Raw genomic sequence first — 20,873 nt, forward strand, 5'->3', positions numbered from 1 at the left:
AAGCGGCTGTTGACCGGATGTGACAGAGGGGCCGCGTACGCGTGACATCTGTGACAAGAAGGGTGCCTTTGTGACACGGCCGGCGAAAGGCGCCCCTCAAGGGGCGTGGGGCTGTGACGATGCGAGGAGGCGCCCCTACGCCCCGCACGACCGGAGGAACGCCCGGGTCCGCCGCGCGATCGGCAGCGGAGCGTCCGGCTCGCAGGGGTACATGTCCTGCTCCACGATCGCGAACAGATCCACCCCGAGGCCCTGCGCGGCGGAAAGCACCGGCCCCAGCTCGGGCACCCCGGCCGGCGGCTCGCACATCACGCCCTGGGCGACGGCCGGACCGAACGGCGTGCCCTTGGCGCGCACGTCGGCCAGGATCTCCGGGTCCACCTGCTTGAGGTGCAGATAGCCGATCCGCTCGCCGTACGTTTCGATCAGCTTGACGCTGTCCCCGCCGCAGTAGGCGTAGTGCCCGGTGTCCAGGCACAGCGACACCAGGCCGGAGTCGGTGCCGTCCAGGAAGCGGGTGACGTTCTCCTCGCTGTCGATGTGGGTGTCGGCGTGCGGGTGGACGACGATCGTCAGGCCGTACCGCTCCCGCACCTGACGCCCCAGCCGTTCGGTCAGCGAGGTGAGGTCGCGCCACTGCCCGGGGGTCAGCTCGGACGGCTCCAGCACCTGGCCCGTCTTGTCGTCCCGCCAGAAGGAGGGGATGACGACCAGGTGGCGGGCGCCCATCGCCCGGGTGAGGGCGGCGATGTCGGAGACGTGCGCCCAGGTCTCGTCCCAGACGGCACTGCCGTGGTGCAGGCCGGTGAAGACGGTGCCGGCCGACACCTTCAGGCCGCGCCGGGCGGTCTCCTCGGCGAGCACGGCCGGGTCGGTCGGCAGATAGCCGTAGGGGCCCAGTTCGATCCACTCGTAGCCGGAGTCCGCCACCTCGTCGAGGAAGCGCTGCCAGGGGACCTGCCGGGGATCGTCGGGGAACCACACGCCCCAGGAGTCGGGGGCCGATCCGATCCGGATGCGGGAGAGTGAGGAGGGTGACAGCGACGTCATGGCGGTCAGCGTGCGGTGCCGCGGAAAGCAGTGTCAAGACCTGGTCCGAATGTCCGGACAAAATATTGACAGGGGTCGGCGGGCAGGGCTAGAACTCCGGGGAGGGCCGCGTGCCCCGAGGGGCGAACCGGACAGCGCAGAAGGGAAGCCGATGGCGTACGACCTGATCACCATGGGGCGGATCGGAGTCGACCTCTATCCGCTGCAGACGGGTGTCCCGCTCGCCCGGGTGACGTCCTTCGGCAAGTTCCTCGGCGGGTCGGCGACGAACGTCGCGGTCGCCGCGGCCCGGCTCGGCCGGAACACCGCCGTCATCACCCGTACGGGCGATGACCCCTTCGGCGCCTATCTGCACGAGGCGCTGCGCGGCTTCGGGGTCGACGACCGCTGGGTCACCCCGGTCCCCGGCCTGCCCACGCCGGTCACCTTCTGCGAGATCTTCCCGCCGGACGACTTCCCGCTCTACTTCTACCGGCAGCCCAAGGCCCCCGACCTGGAGATCGACGCCGCCGAGCTGGACCTGGACGCCCTCCGGGACGCCCGCGTCTTCTGGGTCACCGGCACCGGCCTGAGCGAGGAGCCCAGCCGCACGGCGACCCTCGCGGCCCTCGCCCACCGTGCCAGGTCCGGCACCACGGTCTTCGACCTCGACTGGCGCCCCATGTTCTGGAGCGGTGACGGCGGCGGATCCCGCCGCGGGCCCGACCTCGCCCGCCCCTTCTACGCCGAGGCCCTGCGCCACGCCACCGTGGCCGTCGGCAACCTGGACGAGGTGGAGGTCGCCACCGGGATCCGCGAACCCCACGCCGCCGCCCGCGCCCTCCTCGACGCCGGGGTCGAGCTCGCCGTCGTCAAGCAGGGACCCAAGGGCGTGCTCGCCGTGAACAGCGCGGGCGAGTCCGCCGAAGTCCCGCCGCTGCCGGTGACCGTCCTCAACGGACTCGGCGCCGGCGACGCTTTCGGCGGCTCCCTCTGCCACGGCCTGCTGGCCGGCTGGGACCTGGAGACGACCATGCGGTACGCGAACGCGGCCGGCGCCATCGTCGCCTCCCGCCTGGAGTGCTCCTCCGCGATGCCCACCCCCGACGAGGTGGCCGCCGCGCTCGACGCCGGAGCGGTCCTGTGAGGGCGGGGCGCGTGGCGGGCACGCACACCGAGGGCGGGGACAGCGTCCGGCGCTCCCGGGTGGACGTCACCGAGCTGGTCCGGATCCGCACCCACCACCCCGAGGCCGTCGCCGAGGCCGCCACCCGCCGCGCCCGGCGCCCGCTGCTCGACGAGAACGGCCGGCTGATGATCGTCGCCGCCGACCACCCGGCCCGCGGCGCGCTCGGCGTCGGCGACCGGAAGCTCGCCATGGCCAACCGCGCCGACCTGCTGGAACGCCTGTGCCTCGCGCTGTCCCGGCCCGGCGTCGACGGCGTCCTCGCCACCGCCGACATCCTCGACGACCTCCTCCTGCTCGGCGCCCTCGACCACAAGGTCGTCATGGGTTCCATGAACCGCGGCGGCCTCCAGGGTGCGAGCTTCGAACTGGACGACCGCTTCACGGGCCACCGCCCGGAGGACATCCAGCGGCTCGGCTTCGACGCGGGCAAGCTGCTGCTGCGCATCGACTACAACGACCCGGGCTCCCTGACCACCCTGGAGTCCGCCGCCCGCGCCATCGACGACATGGCCGCGCGCCGGCTGCCCGTCTTCGTGGAGCCGTTCATCAGCGGCCGCACCCCCGAGGGCCGGCTGCGCAACGACCTGTCCGCCGAGGCGGTCACCCGGTCCATCGCCATCGCCTCCGGCCTCGGCGGCTCCTCGGCCTACACCTGGCTGAAGGTGCCCGTCACCGAGAACCCCGACGACATGGCCCGGGTCATGGAGACCTCCACGCTGCCCGCCGTGCTGCTCGGCGGTGACGTCGGCGACTCCCCCGATGAGCAGGTCGCCGCCTACGAGAAGTGGCGCGGCGCGCTCCGACTCCCCACCGTGCGCGGCCTCGTGGTCGGCCGCTCGCTGCTGTACCCGGCGGACGGCGATGTGGCCGCCGCCGTGGACACCGCCGCAGGACTGCTGTGAGGGCCGCATGACCAGTGCTGATCTGTACCTGCCGCAAGGCTCCACCGCGAACGCGCAGTACGCCGTCGACATCGATCCCAAGTTGGCCGGCTGGACACACTGCAGCCTGCGCGTCGTCGAGTTGGCGCCCGGCGGCAGCCATACGTTCACCACCGGGGACAGTGAATGGATCGTCCTTCCGCTGGAAGGCGGATGTACCGTACAAATTGAGGGAAACGAGTTCCAACTCCTGGGCAGGGAGGGTGTGTTCGCGGGAGTCTCCGACTTCGCGTACGCGCCCCGGGACGCCCGGGTCCAGATCGCCTCCGGCGCGGGAGGCCGCTTCGCCCTGGCAGGAGCGAAGTGCGAGCGACGACTCCCCGCCCGCTACGGCCCCGCGCCGGAGGTCCCCGTCGAGCAGCGCGGCAGCGGTACCTGCGCCCGCCAGGTGCGGGGCTTCGCCGCGGCCGACGCCTTCGACTGCGACAAGCTGATCGCCGTCGAGGTGATCACCCCCGGCGGCAACTGGTCCTCGTACCCGCCGCACAAGCACGACGAGCACCGGCCGGGCGAGGAGTCCGAGCTGGAGGAGATCTACCACTTCGAGATCGAGGGCCCGCACGGGTTCGGCTACCAGCGGGTGTCCCCCTCGCGGGAGGGCGGCGCCGACGTCCTCGCCGAGGTCCGCTCCGGTGACACCGTGCTCGTCCCCGACGGCTGGCACGGCCCCTCGATCGCCCAGCCCGGACACGACATGTACTACCTGAACGTCATGGCGGGCCCGGGGGAGACCCGGGAGTGGCGGATCCGCTTCCACCCGGATCACGGAAAAAGCGCGGAGAGGTACTCATGACCACCTCGACGACGAGGCTCACGGTCGCGCAGGCGCTCGTCCGCTTCCTCGCCGCCCAGTACACGGAACGCGACGGCGTACGACAGCGGCTGATCGGCGCCACCTGGGGCATCTTCGGGCACGGCAACGTGGCCGGGCTCGGCCAGGCGCTGGTCGAGTACGGCGACCTGATGCCGTACCACCAGGGCCGCAACGAGCAGTCCATGGTGCACGCGGCGGTCGGCTACGCCCGCCAGTCGAACCGGCTGTCCACGCACGCGGTGACGACCTCGATCGGCCCGGGTGCGACCAACCTCGTCACCGGCGCCGCCCTCGCGACCGTCAACCACCTCCCGGTCCTGCTGCTGCCCGGCGACGTCTTCGCCACCCGCCCCGCCGACCCGGTCCTCCAGCAGCTGGAGGTGCCGTACGCCGGCGACGTCTCGGTCAACGACACCCTGCGCCCGGTGTCCCGGTACTTCGACCGGATCAACCGGCCGGAAGCCCTGATTCCCAGCGCCCTCCAGGCCATGCGGGTCCTGTCCGACCCCGTGGAGACCGGCGCGGTGACCCTCGCCCTGCCGCAGGACGTGCAGGCCGAGGCGTACGACTGGCCCGAGGAGTTCTTCGCCGAGCGCGTGTGGACCGTACGCCGACCGGGCGCGGACCCCGCGGAACTGGCCGAGGCCGTCCGGGCGGTCAGGGCCGCGCGCCGGCCCCTGGTCGTCGCGGGCGGCGGGGTCCACCACAGCCGCGCCGAGGAGGCACTCGCCGAGTTCGCCGGGGCCACCGGGATCCCGGTCGCCTCAACCCAGGCCGGCAAGGGCTCCCTGCGCCACGACCATCCGCAGGACGTCGGCGGCGTCGGCCACACCGGCACCGCGACCGCCGACGAGCTGGCCCGCGCCGCGGACCTGGTCATCGGCGTCGGCACCCGCTACACCGACTTCACGACCGCCTCCGGCACCCTCTTCGAGCACCCGGGCGTGCGCTTCCTGAACGTCAACATCGCGCCCTTCGACGGCCACAAGATGGCCGGCCTCCCGCTGGTCGCCGACGCTCGCAGCGCCCTGGGCGAACTGACCGAGGCGCTGGTGATGCACGGGCACCGGGTCGCCGGCTCCTACGTCACCGAGTACACCGAGGGCAAGGAGCGCTGGGAGCAGCGCGTCGACGCCTGCTACGAGGCGCGCGAGGGCGGCGCACGGCCGACCCAGCCGCAGGTCGTCGGCACCCTCGACGCCCTGGTGGACGAGTCCGACATCATCGTCAACGCGGCCGGCTCGCTCCCCGGCGACCTGCACAAGCTGTGGCGGACCCGGTCCGCCGACCAGTACCACCTGGAGTACGGCTACTCCTGCATGGGCTACGAGATCCCCGCCGCGATCGGCGTGAAGCTCGCCGCGCCCGAGCGGAACGTGTGGGCGCTGGTCGGCGACGGGACGTACCTGATGATGCCGACGGAGATCGTGACCGCCGTCCAGGAGGGCATCGCGATCAAGATGCTGCTGGTGCAGAACCACGGGTACGCCTCGATCGGCGGCCTGTCGGAGTCGGTGGGCGGCGAGCGGTTCGGCACCGCCTACCGCTACCCCGCGGGGGACGGCACCCTCACCGGCGCCCCGCTGCCCGTCGACCTCGCCGCCAACGCGGCCAGCCTGGGTATGCGGGTGCTGCGCGCGAAGACCGTGGACGGGCTGCGCACGGCGCTCGCCGAGGCGCGGGCCGCGGACACTCCCACATGTGTCTACGTGGAGACCGAAACGTCCGACACTGTGTCGGGCGCGCCTGACGCGCAGGCCTGGTGGGATGTTCCTGTGGCCGAGACCGCGACCCGACCGTCGGCGGTCAAGGCCCGTGAGCTGTACGAACGGCACGTCTCGACCCGACGCCGCCATCTGTGAGTAAGGAGTCCCTGGGCATGACGAAGATCGTCAACCACTGGATCGGCGGCAAGACCGCCGAAGGCGCGTCGGGCACGTACGGGCCGGTCACGGACCCGGCGACCGGCGCGGTCACCACCAAGGTCGCGTTCGCGTCGGTCGAGGAGGTGGACGCGGCCGTCGCGGCGGCCAAGGACGCCTATCTGACCTGGGGTCAGTCCTCGCTGGCCCAGCGCACGACCGTCCTCTTCAAGTTCCGGGCGCTGCTGGACGCCAACCGCGACGCCATCGCGGAGCTGATCACCGCCGAGCACGGCAAGGTGCACTCCGACGCGCTCGGCGAGGTCGCGCGCGGTCTGGAGATCGTCGACCTGGCCTGCGGCATCAACGTGCAGCTGAAGGGCGAGCTGTCCACGCAGGTCGCGAACCGCGTCGACGTGGCGGCCATCCGCCAGCCGCTCGGCGTCGTCGCCGGCATCACGCCGTTCAACTTCCCGGCGATGGTCCCGATGTGGATGTTCCCGATCGCCATCGCGACCGGCAACACCTTCGTCCTGAAGCCGTCCGAGAAGGACCCGTCGGCGTCGATGAAGATCGCCGAGCTGCTGTCCGAGGCCGGCCTGCCCGACGGCGTCTTCAACGTGGTCCACGGCGACAAGGTGGCCGTCGACCGACTCCTGGAGCACCCGGACGTCAAGGCCGTCTCCTTCGTCGGCTCGACCCCGATCGCCCGCTACATCCACACCACCGCCTCCGCGAACGGCAAGCGCGTCCAGGCCCTGGGCGGCGCCAAGAACCACATGCTGGTCCTGCCGGACGCCGACCTGGACGCGGCCGCCGACGCCGCCGTCTCGGCCGCCTACGGCTCCGCGGGCGAGCGCTGCATGGCCATCTCCGCGGTCGTCGCGGTCGGCGCCATCGGCGACGAGCTGGTGGAGAAGATCCGCGAGCGCGCCGAGAAGATCAAGATCGGCCCCGGCAACGACCCGACGTCGGAGATGGGCCCGCTGATCACCAAGGTCCACCGCGACAAGGTGGCCTCCTACGTCGAGGGCGCGGCGGCCGAGGGCTGCGAGGTCGTCCTGGACGGCACCGGCTACACGGTCGAGGGCTTCGAGGACGGCCACTGGGTCGGCATCTCGCTGCTCGACAAGGTGCCGACCAGCGCGAAGGCGTACCAGGACGAGATCTTCGGCCCGGTGCTGTGCGTGCTGCGCGTCGACACGTACGAGGAGGGCGTGGCCCTCATCAACGCCTCGCCGTTCGGCAACGGCACCGCGATCTTCACCCGGGACGGCGGCGCCGCCCGCCGCTTCCAGCTGGAGATCGAGGCCGGCATGGTCGGCGTGAACGTGCCGATCCCGGTGCCGGTGGGCTACCACTCCTTCGGTGGCTGGAAGGACTCGCTCTTCGGCGACCACCACATCTACGGCAACGACGGCACGCACTTCTACACCCGCGGCAAGGTCGTCACCACCCGCTGGCCCGACCCGTCCGAGGCCCCGGCGGGCGTGGACCTCGGCTTCCCGCGCAACCACTGACGGTGACCTGAGCGTCACCCACAGCCCTCGTCAGGCCGTCCGGATTCCGGACGGCCTGACATTTTTTTAACGCCTTACCTGCGGTTCCCGTTCCGGCGGGATGAAACGGGTGGCGAAGGAGTTACGGCTGGATGACCTTTGAAAGCAAGGTCACATCCGGTCAGGGCTTGATGGATACACCAATAGGGCTTCATGGCCTGGGAAAGTTATGTGACCTAGGTCCTGTCGCGGATGCGGATTCCGAAGGTAAACGGCCATTGACGTGGTGGTTTTCGTCGGGGTTCTCTATGCAGCGCCGGGAGCGGACGAGACGACGTACGACGAGCCGCCGGAGGCGATAGCGCTCCCGACCCCCCACCCTCACGCACGAGTCGATCGGAACACCGCCGCATGACCGACACGCTCCGCCCTGTCGAAACAGCCGTCACAGAGGCTCCTGGGGACTCTGACGGCCCTCAGAAGCTCAAGCGTTCCATCGGCGTCGTCGGGGGCACCCTGCTGACGCTCTCGTGCGTCACGCCCGCCTCCACGCTCTTCGTGATCGTGCCCGACCTGTTCTCCAGCCTCGGCACGGCGACGGCCCTGTGCCTCGCCATCGGCGCGCTGCTCTGTATCCCCGTGGCGTTCTGTTACTCGGAGATGGGCACCCTCATCCCCAGCGCGGGCGGCGAGTACGCGATCGTCTCCACGCTGGCCGGACGGCTCGCCGGCTGGCTGGCCTTCGTGATGTCCCTGCTCGTCGTGATGATCGTCCCTCCGGTCATCGCGATGGGCACCGCCGACTATCTCGCCCCGATCGTCCATCTCGACCCGGCGATGACCGGCGCCGGAGTGATGATCGCGGCCACCCTCGCCGGTCTGCTGGACCTGCGCGCCAACGCCTGGATCACCGGAATCTTCCTGGTCCTGGAGGTCGTCGCGGCCGGTGTCGTCGCACTCCTCGGCTTCACCCACCAGCACCGCGGCGTGAGCAGCCTCGGCTCCCTGCAAGTGGCCGGCGAGCACGCCCACATCAACCCCGTCACCGGCATGATGGTCCTCTCCGGGCTCGCCATCGCGCTCTTCGCCACCCAGGGCTTCTCCACCGCCATCTACCTCTCCGAGGAGCTGGAGAACCCGCGCCGCAACGTCGCCCGTACGGTCCTCGCGACGCTGGCCATCTCCAGCGTGGTCATCCTGGTGCCCGTCGTGGCGATCACCCTGGGCGCCGGTGACCTGAACGCTCTGACCGGCGGCGACATCAGCGGCATGGTCATCGCCTGGAGCAACTCGGCCGTCGGCACCTTCGTCAGCCTGTGCGTCGCCCTCGCGATCATCAACGCGGGCATCGTCATGGTCATCCAGAACTCCCGCGTCCTGTTCGCCTCCGCCCGCGACAAGGCCTGGCCCGCGCCGGTCAACAACGCCCTGTCCAAGCTCGGCCGGTTCGGCTCCCCCTGGGTCGCCACTCTCGTCGTCGGCGTCCCCGGCGCGTTCCTCTGCTTCGTCAACCTGGACACGCTGTACGGCGTGACCGGCGTCGCCGTCACCGGCCTCTACCTGCTGGTCGCGATCGCCGCGCTGCTCGCCCGCCGCGGTGCGCACGGCTCGAAGAAGGTGTGGCGGATGCCGCTGTGGCCCGCCATGCCGGTCCTGCTGATCGCGGTCCTCGCCTACGTCCTCGTGGAGCAGGACCCGTCCTACCTGCTGTGGACCGGCGGCATCACCGCCGTCGCCACCCTCTACTGGTTCTTCTACCTCCGCCCGCGCGCCGACACCCGCTGGCTGGTCTCCGTCCCGGAGGACACGGAGGCCTGACGGTCCCGATCCCGGTCCCCGTCGCCCTTGCCGCCTGCGACAGGCGGCGAGGGCGACGTCGTTCCCGGAGTCTCGCGTACCGCGTCCGAAGTACGCGGCACGAGACCCGTAATCCCCAAGGAGGGTGCGGGGTTCAGACCGGCGGCCGCATCCGTTGTCGGTGGCGGCCCGTACCGTTGAGGGCATGGATCTTCGAAGGCCCGCACTGCGCGGGCTGCTGAAGGGGCCGCGCCGGCTGATCGCCGCCGCGGCCGCTGTCGTGGTGCTCGCCGGTGCCGGCACCTGGACGGCCGTCGCCTCCGGCGACGCGCCGCCGGTGCACCGCGGCGACCGGGTCATGACCATGCCCGACGGGACACGCATCGACACCTCCTACTTCACCGGCGCCGCCACCGGCCGCCGCCCCGCCGTCCTGCTGGGACACGGCTTCGGCGGCAGCAAGGACGACATGCGCCGGCAGGCCGAGGACCTCGCCCGCGACGGATACGCGGTGCTCACCTGGTCCGCGCGCGGCTTCGGACACTCCACCGGAAAGATCGGTCTGAACGACCCGAAGCACGAGGTCACCGACGTCTCCCGGCTCATCGACTGGCTGGCGAAGCAGCCCCAGGTCCGGCTCGACAAGCCCGGCGACCCGCGCGTCGGCGTGGCCGGCGGCTCCTACGGCGGCGCGATCTCCCTGCTCGCCGCCGGACACGACCGGCGGGTCGACGCCATCGCCCCCGCCATCACCTACTGGAACCTCGCCGACGCCCTGTTCCCGGACGGCGTGTTCAAGAAGCTGTGGGCCGGCGTCTTCTTCAACACCGGCGGCGGCTGCGCCCGGTTCGAGCCGGAGCTGTGCCGGATGTACGACCGGGTCGCCGAGTCCGGCACCCCGGACCAGGCCGCCCGCACGCTCCTGGAGGAGCGCTCGCCGTCCGCGGTCGCGGACCGCATCAAGGTGCCCACCCTGCTGCTGCAGGGCCAGACCGACTCCCTGTTCACCCTCGCCCAGTCCGACGCCGCCGAGAAGGCGATCCGGGCGAACGGCGCCCCGGTGGACGTCGACTGGATCGCCGGCGGCCACGACGGCGGCGACATGGAGACCGGCCGCGTGGAGCACCGGGTGCGGACCTGGTTCGACCGCTACCTCAAGGACGACCGGTCCGCCGACACCGGCCCCGCCTTCCGCATCACCCGCACCGGAGGCGTCGACTCCACCGACGGCGCCGCCCTGCTGCGCGGCGCGAGCGCCAAGGCCTACCCCGGCCTGCACGACCACCGGAAGGCCATCGCCCTCACCGGCGGCGAGCAGCACATCGCCAACCCGGCCGGCGCCAGCCCGCCCGGCGTCTCCGCGCTGCCCGGACTCGGCGGCGCCGGCGGACTCGCCCAGCTGTCCGCGCTCGGCGTCGGCGTCTCCCTCGACTTCCCCGGCCAGTACGCCCGGTTCGACTCGGGCCCGCTGCGCACCGCCCTGCGCGTCACCGGCTCCCCGACCGTGACCGCCCACATCACCTCCACCGCCGACGACGCCGTCCTGTTCGCCAAGGTGTACGACGTCGGCCCCGACGGCACCCGGCAGGTGCTGCCCTCCCAGCTCGTCGCACCCCTGCGGGTCACCGGCGCCAAGGCCGGCAAGGACGTCACGATCAGCCTCCCGGCGATCGACCACGAGGTGCAGAAGGGCCACCGGCTCCGCCTGGTCCTCGCCTCCACCGACCTCGGCTACGCCTCACCGACCGCCCCGGCGACGTACACCGTCTCGCTCGAGGGCGGCCTGAGCGTGCCGACGGCCCCCGCCGTCACGACCGCCGCGGCCGCGCTGCCCGCCTGGGTGTGGTGGCTGCCCCTGGCCGGCGCCGCCGTCGCGCTCGCCCTGATCCTCACCGGCCGGCGCCGTACGACCGCCCCCGCGCCCGACCCCGCCCTCGCCGACGTCCCGCTGCAGATCAGCGACCTGAGCAAGCGGTACGCCCGGTCCGCCGACCGGTACGCGGTGCGCGAGCTGTCCTTCCGCGTCGAGAAGGGCCAGGTCCTCGGACTGCTCGGCCCCAACGGCGCGGGCAAGACCACCACCCTGCGCATGCTGATGGGCCTGATCAAGCCCGACGGCGGCGAGATCCGCGTCTTCGGCCACGCCATCCGGCCCGGCGCGCCCGTACTGTCGAGGGTCGGCGCCTTCGTGGAGGGCGCGGGCTTCCTGCCGCACCTGTCCGGCCGGGAGAACCTGGAGCTGTACTGGCGGGCCACCGGCCGCCCGCCCGAGGACGCCCACCTGGCCGAGGCCCTGGAGATCGCCGGTCTCGGCGACGCCCTCGCCCGCGCGGTGCGCACCTACTCCCAGGGCATGCGCCAGCGCCTGGCCATCGCCCAGGCCATGCTCGGCCTGCCGGACCTGCTCATCCTGGACGAGCCCACCAACGGTCTCGACCCGCCCCAGATCCGCGAGATGCGCGAGGTGATGATCCGGTACGCCGCAGGTGGCCGCACGGTCATCGTCTCCAGCCACCTCCTCGCCGAGGTCGAGCAGACCTGCACCCACCTGGTGGTGATGGACCGCGGCCGGCTGGTCCAGGCGGGCCCGGTCCGGGACATCGTGGGCTCCGGCGACACGCTGCTGGTCGGCACCGGCACACCCGTGGAGGAACCGGTCGTGGACAAGGTCGCCGCGCTGCCCGGCGTCGCCTCCGCCGTCCGCACCGAGGACGGGCTGCTGATCCGCCTCGACCCCGGCGGCACCGCCGAGCGGCTGGTCGTGGAACTGGTGCGGCTGGAGGTGCCGGTCGCCTCGGTCGGCCCCCACCGGCGCCTGGAAGACGCCTTCCTCACCCTGATCGGAGGTTCCGCATGAGCACGCTGGCCGAGCGCACCGAGACGGCCTCCGGCTACCGCGCGGCCCGCACGCTGCCGCTGCGCGTGGAGCTGGTCCGCCAGCTCAAGCGGCGGCGCACGCTGGTCATGGGCGCGATCCTCGCCGTACTGCCGTTCGTCCTGCTCATCGCGTTCGCCATCGGCGGCAGCCCGTCCGGTCGCGACGGACAGGTGACGCTGATGGACACCGCCACCGCGTCCGGCGCCAACTTCGCCGCGGTCAACCTGTTCGTCTCGGCGGGCTTCCTGCTGGTGATCCCGGTCGCCCTGTTCTGCGGGGACACGGTCGCCTCGGAGGCCGGCTGGTCCTCCCTGCGCTATCTGCTCGCGGCACCCGTGCCCCGGGCCCGGCTGCTGTGGTCCAAGCTCGTCGTGGGCCTCGGGCTGAGCCTGGCCGCGATGGTGCTGCTGCCGGTCGTCGCCCTCGCGGTCGGCACGGCCGCCTACGGCTGGGGCCCGCTGCAGATACCGACCGGCGGCGCGCTCGACGCGGGCACCGCGGCACAGCGCCTGGTCGTCGTGGTCGCGTACGTCTTCGTGTCCCAACTGGTCACCGCCGGACTGGCGTTCTGGCTCTCGACGAAGACGGACGCGCCGCTCGGCGCGGTCGGCGGCGCGGTCGGCCTGACCATCGTCGGCAACGTCCTGGACGCCGTCACCGCCCTCGGCCACTGGCGCGACTTCCTGCCCGCGCACTGGCAGTTCGCCTGGGCCGACGCCGTCCAGCCGCACCTGGAGTGGTCCGGCATGATCCAGGGCGCCGCGATCTCCGTGACGTACGCCCTGGTGCTGTTCGCCCTGGCCTTCCGGGGTTTCGCCCGCAAGGACGTCGTCTCGTAGGTCACCGGAGCGTCACCTACCGGTCTCGGCGGGCCGCTGCCGTGGCCGGTTCGAGACGCATCCGCAACCCCCCGGGGCGCACGTTCCGGCCCCCCGCGCCGTCACAGTCGGCAGAGGTCGCAGAAGGCGGCCCCAACCGGCGCAGGGGGACAGTGAGATGGAGCGGAACGGGACACATCGAGTGCGGCGCGTGCGGGCCGCGCTGCTCGCCCTCACGGCCGCGGGCGGCCTGCTGCTCACGGCCTGCGGAGCAGGCGGCACGGCGGACCGCACCGACAGCGTCGACCGCCACGGCCTGCCCGCCCCGGCCCCCGGCGACAAGCGGGGCGAGGGCACCGACCAGGACTCCAAGTCGGTCGCGCCCCACAGCGACCTGTCCACCTTCGCCCTCGACGTCGACACCGCCTCCTACACCTACGCCCTGCGCACCCTCGCCGACGGCGGCACCCCCGACCCCGGGGCCGTCCGGCCCGAGGAGTTCGTCAACAGCTTCCGCCAGGACTACCGCCGACCCGACGGCAACGGCTTCACCGTCACCGTGGACGGCGCCCGTACCGCCGAGAAGGACTGGTCGCTGGTCCGCGTCGGCCTCGCCACCCGGGCCGCCGAGCCGGACGACGAACGCCCGGCCGCCGCGCTCACCTTCGTCGTCGACGTCTCCGGCTCCATGGAGGAACCCGGTCGGCTCGACCTCGCCCAGCGGTCCCTGGACACCATGACCGACCGGCTGCGCGACGACGACTCGGTGGCCGTCGTCACCTTCAGCGACCGCGCCGAGACCCTGCTGCCCATGACCCGGCTCGGCGGCCACCGCGCCGAGGTGCACCACGCGATCGACGGCCTCGAGGCACAGACCTCCACCAACCTCGGCGCGGGCGTCGAGGCCGGCTACGCCACCGCCGTCGAAGGCCTGCGCAAGGGTGCCACCAACCGCGTCGTCCTCGTCTCCGACGCCCTCGCCAACGACGGCGAGACCGACCCCGACGCGATCCTCGACCGCATCGACACGGCCCGGCGCGAGCACGGCATCACCCTCTTCGGCGTCGGCGTGGGCAGCGACTACGGCGACGCCCTCATGGAACGCCTCGCCGACAAGGGCGACGGCCACACCGTCTACGTCTTCGGCACCGACCAGGCCCGCACGGTCTTCTGCGAGCAACTCCCGCGCAACATCGAGCTGACCGCACGCGACGCCAAGGCCCAGGTCGCCTTCGACCCGCACACCGTCGCCGAGTTCCGCCTCGTCGGCTACGACGACCGCAGGGTCGCCGACGACGACTTCCGCAACGACCGCGTCGACGGCGGCGAGGTGGGCCCCGGACACACCGTCACCGCCCTGTACGCGGTACGCACGAAGCCCGGCGCCGACGGCCACCTCGCCACCGCCACCGTCCGCTGGCTCGACCCCGCCACCCGCGCCCCGCACGAGGAGTCCGGCGCCCTGGAGACCGGCACCCTGCACGACTCCGTGTGGGAGACGAGCCCCCGCTTCCAGGTCACGGCCGTCGCCGCCTACTTCGCCGACGCCCTGCGCCGCACCGGCGAGGACCACGGCCCCGCCCTGCCCGGCGCACCGATCCCGTCCCGCCTCGCCGCCCGCGCGGCCACGCTGGCCGACATCACCGAGGACCGGGACGTACGGGCACTCGCCGACGCGCTCCGGCGGGCGAACGGCACCGGCTCCACCGGCTGACCCGCCCAGCGACCGACCGCGCACACCCCATTGACCTTTCCCTACCCCCGAGTAAGTTGCCGCTCCGGCAAGCACGTTCGGCACGTCGGCACGATCCGCGACCGGGAGCCGGAGGCGTAGGCGGACGAGATCGAGGCGCGGTACCGCACGTGACGGCACCGCAGTCGACGTACGCCGGCTGACGACACGACAACGGCGGGTCACCGGAGACCCGGTGACCCGCCGTTGCCGCGGCGGAGCTCAGCTGTTGTTCGTGCCGTTGCCGGACAGGGCCGAGATGTCGTCCAGGACGTGCGAGAGCGGCTCGTCGCCCTTGGCCTGGGTGGAGTTCTCGACGCACTGCTGGTTCTGCGGGGCGGACAGGACCGGGATGTCCTGGACCGAGACCGGCACGACACCGACGAGCGAACCGGCGTTGACCTTCGCCGGCAGACCCACACACGGCTTGTTCAAGGAGCCCTGGACCAGCGAGAGCTGCGGGCTCAGGTCGCCGGCCGTCGCCGAGTTGCCGAACGTCTGCGAAGCACCCGTGCCGCTGGTGGAGGTCGTGCCGGTGTCGTCACCGATGGCGAGCGCCTGCGGAGCGGCCATGGCCGTGATGCCGGCGACCGAAGCGGCGATGGCCGCGGTTGCCCACAGCTTCTTCATGTTCGTTCCTTTCGAAAAGCGGACTCCGGGGAGGAGTTGCATGATCGCCAACTGGGTGAACCACGATGGGGTTGCGGGGTTTGCCCCGTTCGGCGTAGTGCGTTCGGATGATGCGACAAGCGCGCCTGTCGCACGAAACGAACGGGCCGCCGAGAGATCGGCGGCCCGTTGACGGAGCCCGCGTACCGGGCTCGCAAGACGTCCTGCTCAGCTGTTGTTCGTGCCGTTGCCGGACAGGACCGGGATGTCGTCCAGGATGTGCGAGAGCGGCTCGTCGCCCTTGGCCTGGGTGGAGTTCTCGACACACTGCTGGGTCTGCGGGGCGGACAGGACCGGGATGTCCTGGACCGAGACCGGCACGACGCCGACGAGCGAACCCAGGTTGGCCTTGGCCGGCAGACCGATGCAGGGCTTGTTGAACGAACCCTGGATGAGCGCCATCTGCGGGCTCATGGTGCCGTACGTGGCGGAGTTGCCGAACGACTGCGAAGCACCGGTGCCGCTGGTGGAGGTCGTGCCGGTGTCGTTGCCGATGGCGAGCGCCTGGGGAGCGGCGGTGGCGGAGACGCCGACGACGGAAGCGGCGACCGTGGCGGCAGCCAGAACCTTCTTGATCACTTGCTGTTCCCTTCTGAAGAAACCCCGTCCGACGGGGCGTTCTGGTCAACTCCCCGGGGCCCGCTTGGTTCTTCCGATTCACTCCGACGGCCCACATCGCGGAGCCGCCCGAAAACGCGGCACCGACCCCTGTTTTCCACGCCCGCCCGCAACGTGAACGGTCCGACCGGGTGAATCGCCGCAACCAAATCCTCTGCCGGTGGTTGATGCGGGAGCAGGAGTGTGTGTCTCCGCCAGAAAAGGAACGCGAAATGCTGAAGAAGGCAATGTCCGCGGCGGCGATCGCCGCGGCCGTCGTCGGTGCCGCGGCGGGCGCCGCCCCTCAGGCGCTGGCCGCCGGCAACGACACAGGCACGACCTCCACCAGCGGCTCCGGCGCTTCGCAGACGTTCGGCAACTCGGTGACCACGGGCAACCTGAGCCCGCAGACCACCCTGGCGCAGGGCTCGCTGAACAAGCTCTGCGTGGGGCTGCCGGCCAAGGCCAACGCCGGTTCGCTCGTCGGCCTCGTGCCGGTCTCGGTCCAGGACGTCCCGGTCCTGTCCGCCCCGCAGAACCAGCAGTGCGCGGAGAACTCGACCCAGGCCAAGAACGACGAACCGCTGTCGCACGTTCTGGACGATATCTCGGCACTGTCGAGCAACGGCACCGGCAACCGCTGAGGCCTCGCGCGGGGACCCTGGGCCGTTTCGGGCGCCCCATTCCCCATATACGGCGCCTCGATGCCCGTACGGCCGAGGCGTTCGGGTGAATTTCCTGGCGGCTCACGTGCCGCAGTTTCCCCCGCTGCTATTCCTCGTTCTACAACCGCCGGTCATGGTGCGAGCCGTTCAAGCTGTGCTCGCTCGGTTTCAGCCGCCACAAGGGCATGACCGGAGAGAAGGGAAAGTTCATGAAAAAGAGCGCTGCAGTCGTCGCCGGCGCGATCATGGCTCTGGGTGCGGCCGCTCCGGCCTTCGCCGACGCCGGCGCCACCGGCTCCGCCACCGGCTCCCCGGGCGTCCTCTCCGGCAACGTGGTCCAGGTGCCCGTGCACATCCCCGTCAACCTGTGCGGCAACACCGTCGACGTCATCGCCCTGCTGAACCCCGCGTTCGGCAACTCGTGCACCAACGGCTGACGGAGTAACGCACCAGCCGCCCGGCTGCGTCACGGCCGGCCTTGGACACCTCCTCCCGCGTTCCAAGGCCGGCTTTTCCCGATTCTTCACAAAGGAAGACAACGAGATTGCGACAGACCCTGAGCAGGGGAGTGTTCGCGGCTGCCGCCGCGACGAGTGTTCTATCCCTCTGCGGCAGCCCCGCCCTGGCCGACGCGGTCGCGGGCGGCTCCACCGACACGTCGCCCGGTGTCCTGTCCGGCAACACCGTGCAGGTGCCCGTGGACGTTCCGGTCAATGCCTGCGGCAACACCGTTGACGTCGTCGCCCTGCTGAACCCGGCGTTCGGCAACTCCTGCGGCAACTCCGCCCCGGCCGGCTCGGCCGCGGGTGGCTCGGCCGCGAGTGGCTCCACCAGCAAGTCGCCCGGTGTCGGATCCGGCAACACCGTGCAGGTGCCTGTGGACGTTCCGGTCAATGCCTGCGGCAACACCGTTGACGTCGTCGCCCTGCTGAACCCGGCGTTCGGCAACTCCTGCGGCAACCCGTCGGGTCCGGCCGTGCAGAACACCCCGCAGATCCCGCGGCAAACGGGCTCCAGCAGCACCGCACAGCCGCCGGCCGGGCAGAGCACGCCGGAGATCCCGCGGCAAACGGGCTCCAGCAGCACCGCGCAGCCGCCTGCGCCGACGACCGCCGGGACCACCCCGCCCGTCAGCCGCACCCCGGCTCCCCGGCCGCCCGCCCCGGTCGAACAACAGCGGCCCGACGCGCCCACGGCTCCGGTGCGGCACACCCCGGCGGCCCCGGAACGGCAGCACGACGCCGTGCACAACACCCCGGCCACCTCGGCTACCTCGGCCACTCCGGCAGCGCTGGCCGAGACCGGCAGCGGGACCACGCTCGCGGCCTCGGGCGTCAGCGCCACGCTGATCATGGGCGGAGTGATCCTCTACCGGCGAGGCCGAGTCATGCGCCGTCGGTGACCCACGCGGTGCCGGACGCCTCGGTGTCCGGCACCCCCGGCCGTCTCTCGGGGATCACCCCTTTGGCGGCACAACCTTCTCCACCACCGCACGTTGACACAGCGTCGGGCATCCGCCCGGATGTTTGTGTCAACCCTCCAAGGAGCACTTCTCCATGTCGCGTATCGCGAAGGGCCTGGTCCTTACCTCCGTCGCCGCCGCGGCCGTCGCCGGCGCCGCCGGCATCGCCGCCGCCGACAGCGGCGCGAACGGCAGCGCCACCGACTCCCCGGGCGTCCTGTCGGGCAACGTCCTCCAGGTCCCGGTTCACGTGCCGGTCAACGTCTGCGGCGACAGTGTCAACGTGGTCGGTCTGCTGAACCCGGCGTTCGGCAACACCTGCGCCAACGGCTGACGTCGCCGCACAACGTCCTGGGCCGGCCGCCCTCCCGCATGGGAGGGCGGCCGGTTCGTGTGGAACGCCAGGCATCGGCTACACCACTGATTACTGATCATATTTCCGGTTTTGAATTCTGGTCTGATGACAGCCCGGTGGATCGCAGAGAATTTCTGCACTCGGGGTTTCCGCCCGGAGCAGGGATCGTTGAGCACGGCGTCAGAAATTCCTGAAGTGACGTGAGTCGCCGACGAAAGGAACATGATGAAGTCCCTGAAGGCCGCCGTTGTCGTCGCCGGAACCCTGGTCGCCGCCGGTGGCGCCGCGCCCGCGTTCGCCCACGGCGCCGCCGACGTGACGCCCACGAGCCTCAACGGCGCGGTGAACGCCCTCACCGAAGGCCCCATCGACGTGATGCCGCTGCGGCACCAGTCGGACGCGCTCGACACCGAGAACAAGGGCTCCGTGCTCAACAGCGTCAAAGGGGTGACCAGCGCGCTGAACCGGCACAATCCACTGCTCGGCGGTCTGCCGCTGCAAAGCTGACCTTCCCGGGACGGTGTTCGAGGGGTGTCGAGAGGCGTCCCTCGTTCGTGTGGAGAGTGCTCCGGGCGTCGTCCGCTCGGGTGAGCGGACGACGGGGGCGCTTCCGGCGCGTCGATAAGGTCGCGCGGTGACCTCAACCCTCAGCGAAACCCGCCCCTTCCGCCCTGCCGATCCGGGCACGCTCGTCGTCCTCGCCTGGAGCGGCGAGGCCCCCGGCGGCGACATGCCCTATCTGCTCGCCTACTCCCTCGGCGGCGCCGCGGACGGCCCCGAGGCATCCTCCGCCGCCGTACGGCAGCTGCTGGAGAGCAACCGGCTGCCGGTGGGCGGCGGCCTCGTCGACAGTGCCGCGCTGCCCGGCTCGCCGGTCAGCCTGCTGGTCGAGGCCGGACAGGCGATCGTCACCATGCCGCGGCTCACCGCCCAGTGCACCGCTCCGCCTCAGTGGCTGGCGGCGGTCGCCGAACGCGGCTTCGTCCACCTCGTGTTCACCACCCGCCCCTGGCCCGAGGCCGCACCGGGCCGGCCCGTGGCCCCCGAGGCGCTGGCCGCGTTCGCGGGTGCCGCCGAGACCCTGGAGCAGGCGGCGCACATCATGCTGCCGGCCCGGAGTCTGCGCGGCTGATGACGAGCACCGGGGGGCGCGGTCCGGGGCTTCGCCCTGCTGCTCGTACACATGGGGGCGGGCGGGCTGCTCGCCCCGTTCGGCAAACCCGAACTTCACGCCCGGCTGCAGCCTGAACCCGGTGGTGTCCTGCGGCATCGTGATCTGCTCGGCATGAGTCCGGCCGGCGGCGCGATGTTCCCCGGGAAAAACGGTCCGGGCCGCCCACCTGACAGGTGGGCGGCCCGGACCGTTCTGAGGGGAGGAACGTGCGGTCAGGGGAAGCGGGTTCCCTGGCGGCCGGACTGGCCCGGGATCAGCCCGGCTGGCAGACCGACGTGACGGTGACGGTCGCGGGGTCGATGCCAGGGTTGGTGACGGTGACGGTCCAGGCCGTACCCGGGAGGCTCGACAGCGTCTGAACCTGGCCCGTTCCCGCCAGCTGGGTCATACCGCCGCTGACGGCCGTGAACGCACCGAGGCTGGTGCAGGACGGTCCGCTCAGCGTCGCCGTGGCGCCGGGGGCCACGATCTGCGCGGTCGAGGTCAGCAACTGCGTCTGCGAGGTGCCCGACGGTCCGGTCGGTCCGGTGGCTCCGTTGGTGCCGTTGGTGCCGTTGGTGCCGTTGAGGCCGGCAGCTCCGGTGGGGCCGGTCGGTCCGGTGGCTCCGTCGATGCCGTTGGTGCCGTTGAGTCCGTTGAGACCCTGCGGGCCGGTGGGTCCGGTCGGGCCGAGGTTGCCGGCGGCTCCGGTCGGTCCGGTGACTCCGTCGATGCCGTTGGTGCCGTTGAGGCCGGCGGCTCCGGTGGGGCCGGTGGGTCCTTCGACGCCGTTGAGTCCGTTGAGGCCGGCGGCTCCGGTGGGGCCGGTCGGTCCGGTGGCTCCGTCGATGCCGTTGGTGCCGTTGAGTCCGTTGAGGCCCTGCGGGCCGGTGGCTCCGGTGGCGCCGTTGAGGCCGGCAGCTCCGGTGGCGCCGGTCGGTCCGGTGGCTCCGTTGGTGCCGTTGAGTCCGTTGAGACCCTGCGGGCCGGTGGCTCCGGTGGCTCCGGTGGCTCCGGTGGCGCCGTTGAGGCCGGCAGCTCCCGTGGCGCCGGTAGCTCCGTTGGTGCCGTTGATGCCGTTGAGTCCGTTCAGACCCTGCGGGCCGGTGGGTCCGGTGGGTCCGGTGGCGCCCGTGGCGCCGAAGCCGTCGGCGCCCTCGATGCCCTGCGGGCCGGTGGGACCGGTCGGGCCGAGACCACCGGCGGGTCCGGTGGCGCCGGTGGCGCCGAAGCCGTCGGCGCCCTCGATGCCCTGCGGGCCGGTGGGACCGGTCGGGCCCGTGACACCGTTGAGACCGTTCTGGCCGGTGGCGCCGGTGGGTCCGGTGGCGCCGGTGGCGCCGAAGCCGTCGGCGCCCTCGATGCCCTGCGGGCCGGTGGGACCGGTCGGGCCCGTGACACCGTTGAGACCGT

The 20,873-nt window shown here is 71.8% G+C and carries 18 protein-coding genes and 1 pseudogene; 15 read left to right on the forward strand and 4 right to left on the reverse strand.

Annotated features, from left to right (window positions below; all coding sequences use genetic code 11):
* Nucleotides 1–135 precede the first annotated feature (135 nt).
* Entirely contained in the window at nucleotides 136–1,050 is a 915-nt protein-coding gene (locus ACWD5D_RS09505) for a sugar phosphate isomerase/epimerase family protein (protein WP_451372209.1), read from the reverse strand.
* A 151-nt stretch (nucleotides 1,051–1,201) separates the two neighbouring features.
* Here ACWD5D_RS09505 and iolC point away from each other — a divergent pair, with 151 nt between their 5' ends.
* The 9 genes from iolC to ACWD5D_RS09550 all read left to right on the forward strand — a co-directional run bounded on the left by iolC (nucleotide 1,202) and on the right by ACWD5D_RS09550 (nucleotide 14,541).
* Entirely contained in the window at nucleotides 1,202–2,176 is a 975-nt protein-coding gene (iolC, locus tag ACWD5D_RS09510) for a 5-dehydro-2-deoxygluconokinase (protein WP_451372210.1), read from the forward strand.
* Between the two features lie 59 nt (nucleotides 2,177–2,235).
* Nucleotides 2,236–3,120: a Cgl0159 family (beta/alpha)8-fold protein gene (locus tag ACWD5D_RS09515; RefSeq protein WP_451372317.1), complete on the forward strand. Its 885-nt coding sequence runs from the start codon at nucleotides 2,236–2,238 to the stop codon at nucleotides 3,118–3,120.
* Between the two features lie 7 nt (nucleotides 3,121–3,127).
* Complete coding sequence (gene iolB / locus ACWD5D_RS09520; protein WP_451372211.1) at nucleotides 3,128–3,952, forward strand: 5-deoxy-glucuronate isomerase; 825 nt, start codon at nucleotides 3,128–3,130, stop codon at nucleotides 3,950–3,952.
* Nucleotides 3,949–5,835 carry a 3D-(3,5/4)-trihydroxycyclohexane-1,2-dione acylhydrolase (decyclizing) gene (gene iolD / locus ACWD5D_RS09525; RefSeq protein WP_451372212.1) on the forward strand — a complete coding sequence of 629 codons (1,887 nt, stop codon included), beginning with the start codon at nucleotides 3,949–3,951 and terminating at the stop codon, nucleotides 5,833–5,835. The genes iolB and iolD overlap by 4 nt, the downstream gene beginning before the upstream one ends.
* A gap of 17 nt (nucleotides 5,836–5,852) precedes the next feature.
* On the forward strand, nucleotides 5,853–7,355 hold the full coding sequence (gene mmsA, locus ACWD5D_RS09530; protein ID WP_451372213.1) for a CoA-acylating methylmalonate-semialdehyde dehydrogenase: 1,503 nt from the start codon (nucleotides 5,853–5,855) through the stop codon (nucleotides 7,353–7,355).
* A gap of 390 nt (nucleotides 7,356–7,745) precedes the next feature.
* Nucleotides 7,746–9,152: an APC family permease gene (locus ACWD5D_RS09535; RefSeq protein WP_451372214.1), complete on the forward strand. Its 1,407-nt coding sequence runs from the start codon at nucleotides 7,746–7,748 to the stop codon at nucleotides 9,150–9,152.
* A gap of 184 nt (nucleotides 9,153–9,336) precedes the next feature.
* Entirely contained in the window at nucleotides 9,337–11,988 is a 2,652-nt protein-coding gene (locus ACWD5D_RS09540; RefSeq protein WP_451372215.1) for a CocE/NonD family hydrolase, read from the forward strand.
* The gene (locus tag ACWD5D_RS09545) at nucleotides 11,985–12,848 is read left to right on the forward strand and encodes an ABC transporter permease (protein ID WP_451372216.1); all 864 of its coding nucleotides are present in this window, start codon (nucleotides 11,985–11,987) and stop codon (nucleotides 12,846–12,848) included. The genes ACWD5D_RS09540 and ACWD5D_RS09545 overlap by 4 nt, the downstream gene beginning before the upstream one ends.
* A gap of 157 nt (nucleotides 12,849–13,005) precedes the next feature.
* Nucleotides 13,006–14,541, forward strand: coding sequence for a YfbK domain-containing protein (locus tag ACWD5D_RS09550; RefSeq protein WP_451372217.1), 1,536 nt, complete (start codon nucleotides 13,006–13,008; stop codon nucleotides 14,539–14,541).
* A gap of 240 nt (nucleotides 14,542–14,781) precedes the next feature.
* Here ACWD5D_RS09550 and ACWD5D_RS09555 read toward each other — a convergent pair whose 3' ends face one another.
* Together ACWD5D_RS09555 and ACWD5D_RS09560 are read right to left on the reverse strand one after the other, a co-directional pair.
* Complete coding sequence (locus tag ACWD5D_RS09555) at nucleotides 14,782–15,189, reverse strand: rodlin (protein ID WP_451372218.1); 408 nt, start codon at nucleotides 15,187–15,189, stop codon at nucleotides 14,782–14,784.
* A gap of 207 nt (nucleotides 15,190–15,396) precedes the next feature.
* Nucleotides 15,397–15,807: a rodlin gene (locus tag ACWD5D_RS09560; RefSeq protein ID WP_451372219.1), complete on the reverse strand. Its 411-nt coding sequence runs from the start codon at nucleotides 15,805–15,807 to the stop codon at nucleotides 15,397–15,399.
* Nucleotides 15,808–16,058: 251 nt separating this feature from the next.
* Between ACWD5D_RS09560 and ACWD5D_RS09565 the strand changes: the two genes are divergently transcribed.
* The 6 genes from ACWD5D_RS09565 (at nucleotide 16,059) to ACWD5D_RS09590 (ending at nucleotide 19,439) form a co-directional block, all read left to right on the forward strand.
* Complete coding sequence (locus tag ACWD5D_RS09565) at nucleotides 16,059–16,469, forward strand: rodlin (protein ID WP_451372220.1); 411 nt, start codon at nucleotides 16,059–16,061, stop codon at nucleotides 16,467–16,469.
* A gap of 230 nt (nucleotides 16,470–16,699) precedes the next feature.
* The gene (locus ACWD5D_RS09570; RefSeq protein WP_451372221.1) at nucleotides 16,700–16,927 is read left to right on the forward strand and encodes a chaplin; all 228 of its coding nucleotides are present in this window, start codon (nucleotides 16,700–16,702) and stop codon (nucleotides 16,925–16,927) included.
* A gap of 107 nt (nucleotides 16,928–17,034) precedes the next feature.
* The gene (locus ACWD5D_RS09575; protein WP_451372222.1) at nucleotides 17,035–17,892 is read left to right on the forward strand and encodes a chaplin family protein; all 858 of its coding nucleotides are present in this window, start codon (nucleotides 17,035–17,037) and stop codon (nucleotides 17,890–17,892) included.
* Nucleotides 17,893–18,046: 154 nt separating this feature from the next.
* On the forward strand, nucleotides 18,047–18,286 hold the full coding sequence (locus ACWD5D_RS09580; protein WP_451372223.1) for a chaplin: 240 nt from the start codon (nucleotides 18,047–18,049) through the stop codon (nucleotides 18,284–18,286).
* A 246-nt stretch (nucleotides 18,287–18,532) separates the two neighbouring features.
* Complete coding sequence (locus ACWD5D_RS09585) at nucleotides 18,533–18,814, forward strand: hypothetical protein (RefSeq protein ID WP_451372318.1); 282 nt, start codon at nucleotides 18,533–18,535, stop codon at nucleotides 18,812–18,814.
* Between the two features lie 127 nt (nucleotides 18,815–18,941).
* The gene (locus tag ACWD5D_RS09590; protein WP_451372224.1) at nucleotides 18,942–19,439 is read left to right on the forward strand and encodes a DUF5949 family protein; all 498 of its coding nucleotides are present in this window, start codon (nucleotides 18,942–18,944) and stop codon (nucleotides 19,437–19,439) included.
* Between the two features lie 295 nt (nucleotides 19,440–19,734).
* Here ACWD5D_RS09590 and ACWD5D_RS09595 read toward each other — a convergent pair.
* Nucleotides 19,735–20,873 (reverse strand): annotated as a pseudogene (locus tag ACWD5D_RS09595) (hypothetical protein); the annotation flags it as partial.

This window comes from Streptomyces sp. NPDC002520 (assembly GCF_053595235.1).

Bases quoted from the DNA above. Each gene is read 5' to 3' on its own strand.
- ACWD5D_RS09505 (WP_451372209.1), bottom strand. From the start codon at position 1,050: ATGACGTCGCTGTCACCCTCCTCACTCTCCCGCATCCGGATCGGATCG.
- iolC (WP_451372210.1), top strand. From the start codon at position 1,202: ATGGCGTACGACCTGATCACCATGGGGCGGATCGGAGTCGACCTCTAT.
- iolB (WP_451372211.1), top strand. From the start codon at position 3,128: ATGACCAGTGCTGATCTGTACCTGCCGCAAGGCTCCACCGCGAACGCG.
- iolD (WP_451372212.1), top strand. From the start codon at position 3,949: ATGACCACCTCGACGACGAGGCTCACGGTCGCGCAGGCGCTCGTCCGC.
- mmsA (WP_451372213.1), top strand. From the start codon at position 5,853: ATGACGAAGATCGTCAACCACTGGATCGGCGGCAAGACCGCCGAAGGC.
- ACWD5D_RS09535 (WP_451372214.1), top strand. From the start codon at position 7,746: ATGACCGACACGCTCCGCCCTGTCGAAACAGCCGTCACAGAGGCTCCT.
- ACWD5D_RS09540 (WP_451372215.1), top strand. From the start codon at position 9,337: ATGGATCTTCGAAGGCCCGCACTGCGCGGGCTGCTGAAGGGGCCGCGC.
- ACWD5D_RS09545 (WP_451372216.1), top strand. From the start codon at position 11,985: ATGAGCACGCTGGCCGAGCGCACCGAGACGGCCTCCGGCTACCGCGCG.
- ACWD5D_RS09550 (WP_451372217.1), top strand. From the start codon at position 13,006: ATGGAGCGGAACGGGACACATCGAGTGCGGCGCGTGCGGGCCGCGCTG.
- ACWD5D_RS09555 (WP_451372218.1), bottom strand. From the start codon at position 15,189: ATGAAGAAGCTGTGGGCAACCGCGGCCATCGCCGCTTCGGTCGCCGGC.
- ACWD5D_RS09565 (WP_451372220.1), top strand. From the start codon at position 16,059: ATGCTGAAGAAGGCAATGTCCGCGGCGGCGATCGCCGCGGCCGTCGTC.
- ACWD5D_RS09570 (WP_451372221.1), top strand. From the start codon at position 16,700: ATGAAAAAGAGCGCTGCAGTCGTCGCCGGCGCGATCATGGCTCTGGGT.
- ACWD5D_RS09580 (WP_451372223.1), top strand. From the start codon at position 18,047: ATGTCGCGTATCGCGAAGGGCCTGGTCCTTACCTCCGTCGCCGCCGCG.
- ACWD5D_RS09585 (WP_451372318.1), top strand. From the start codon at position 18,533: ATGAAGTCCCTGAAGGCCGCCGTTGTCGTCGCCGGAACCCTGGTCGCC.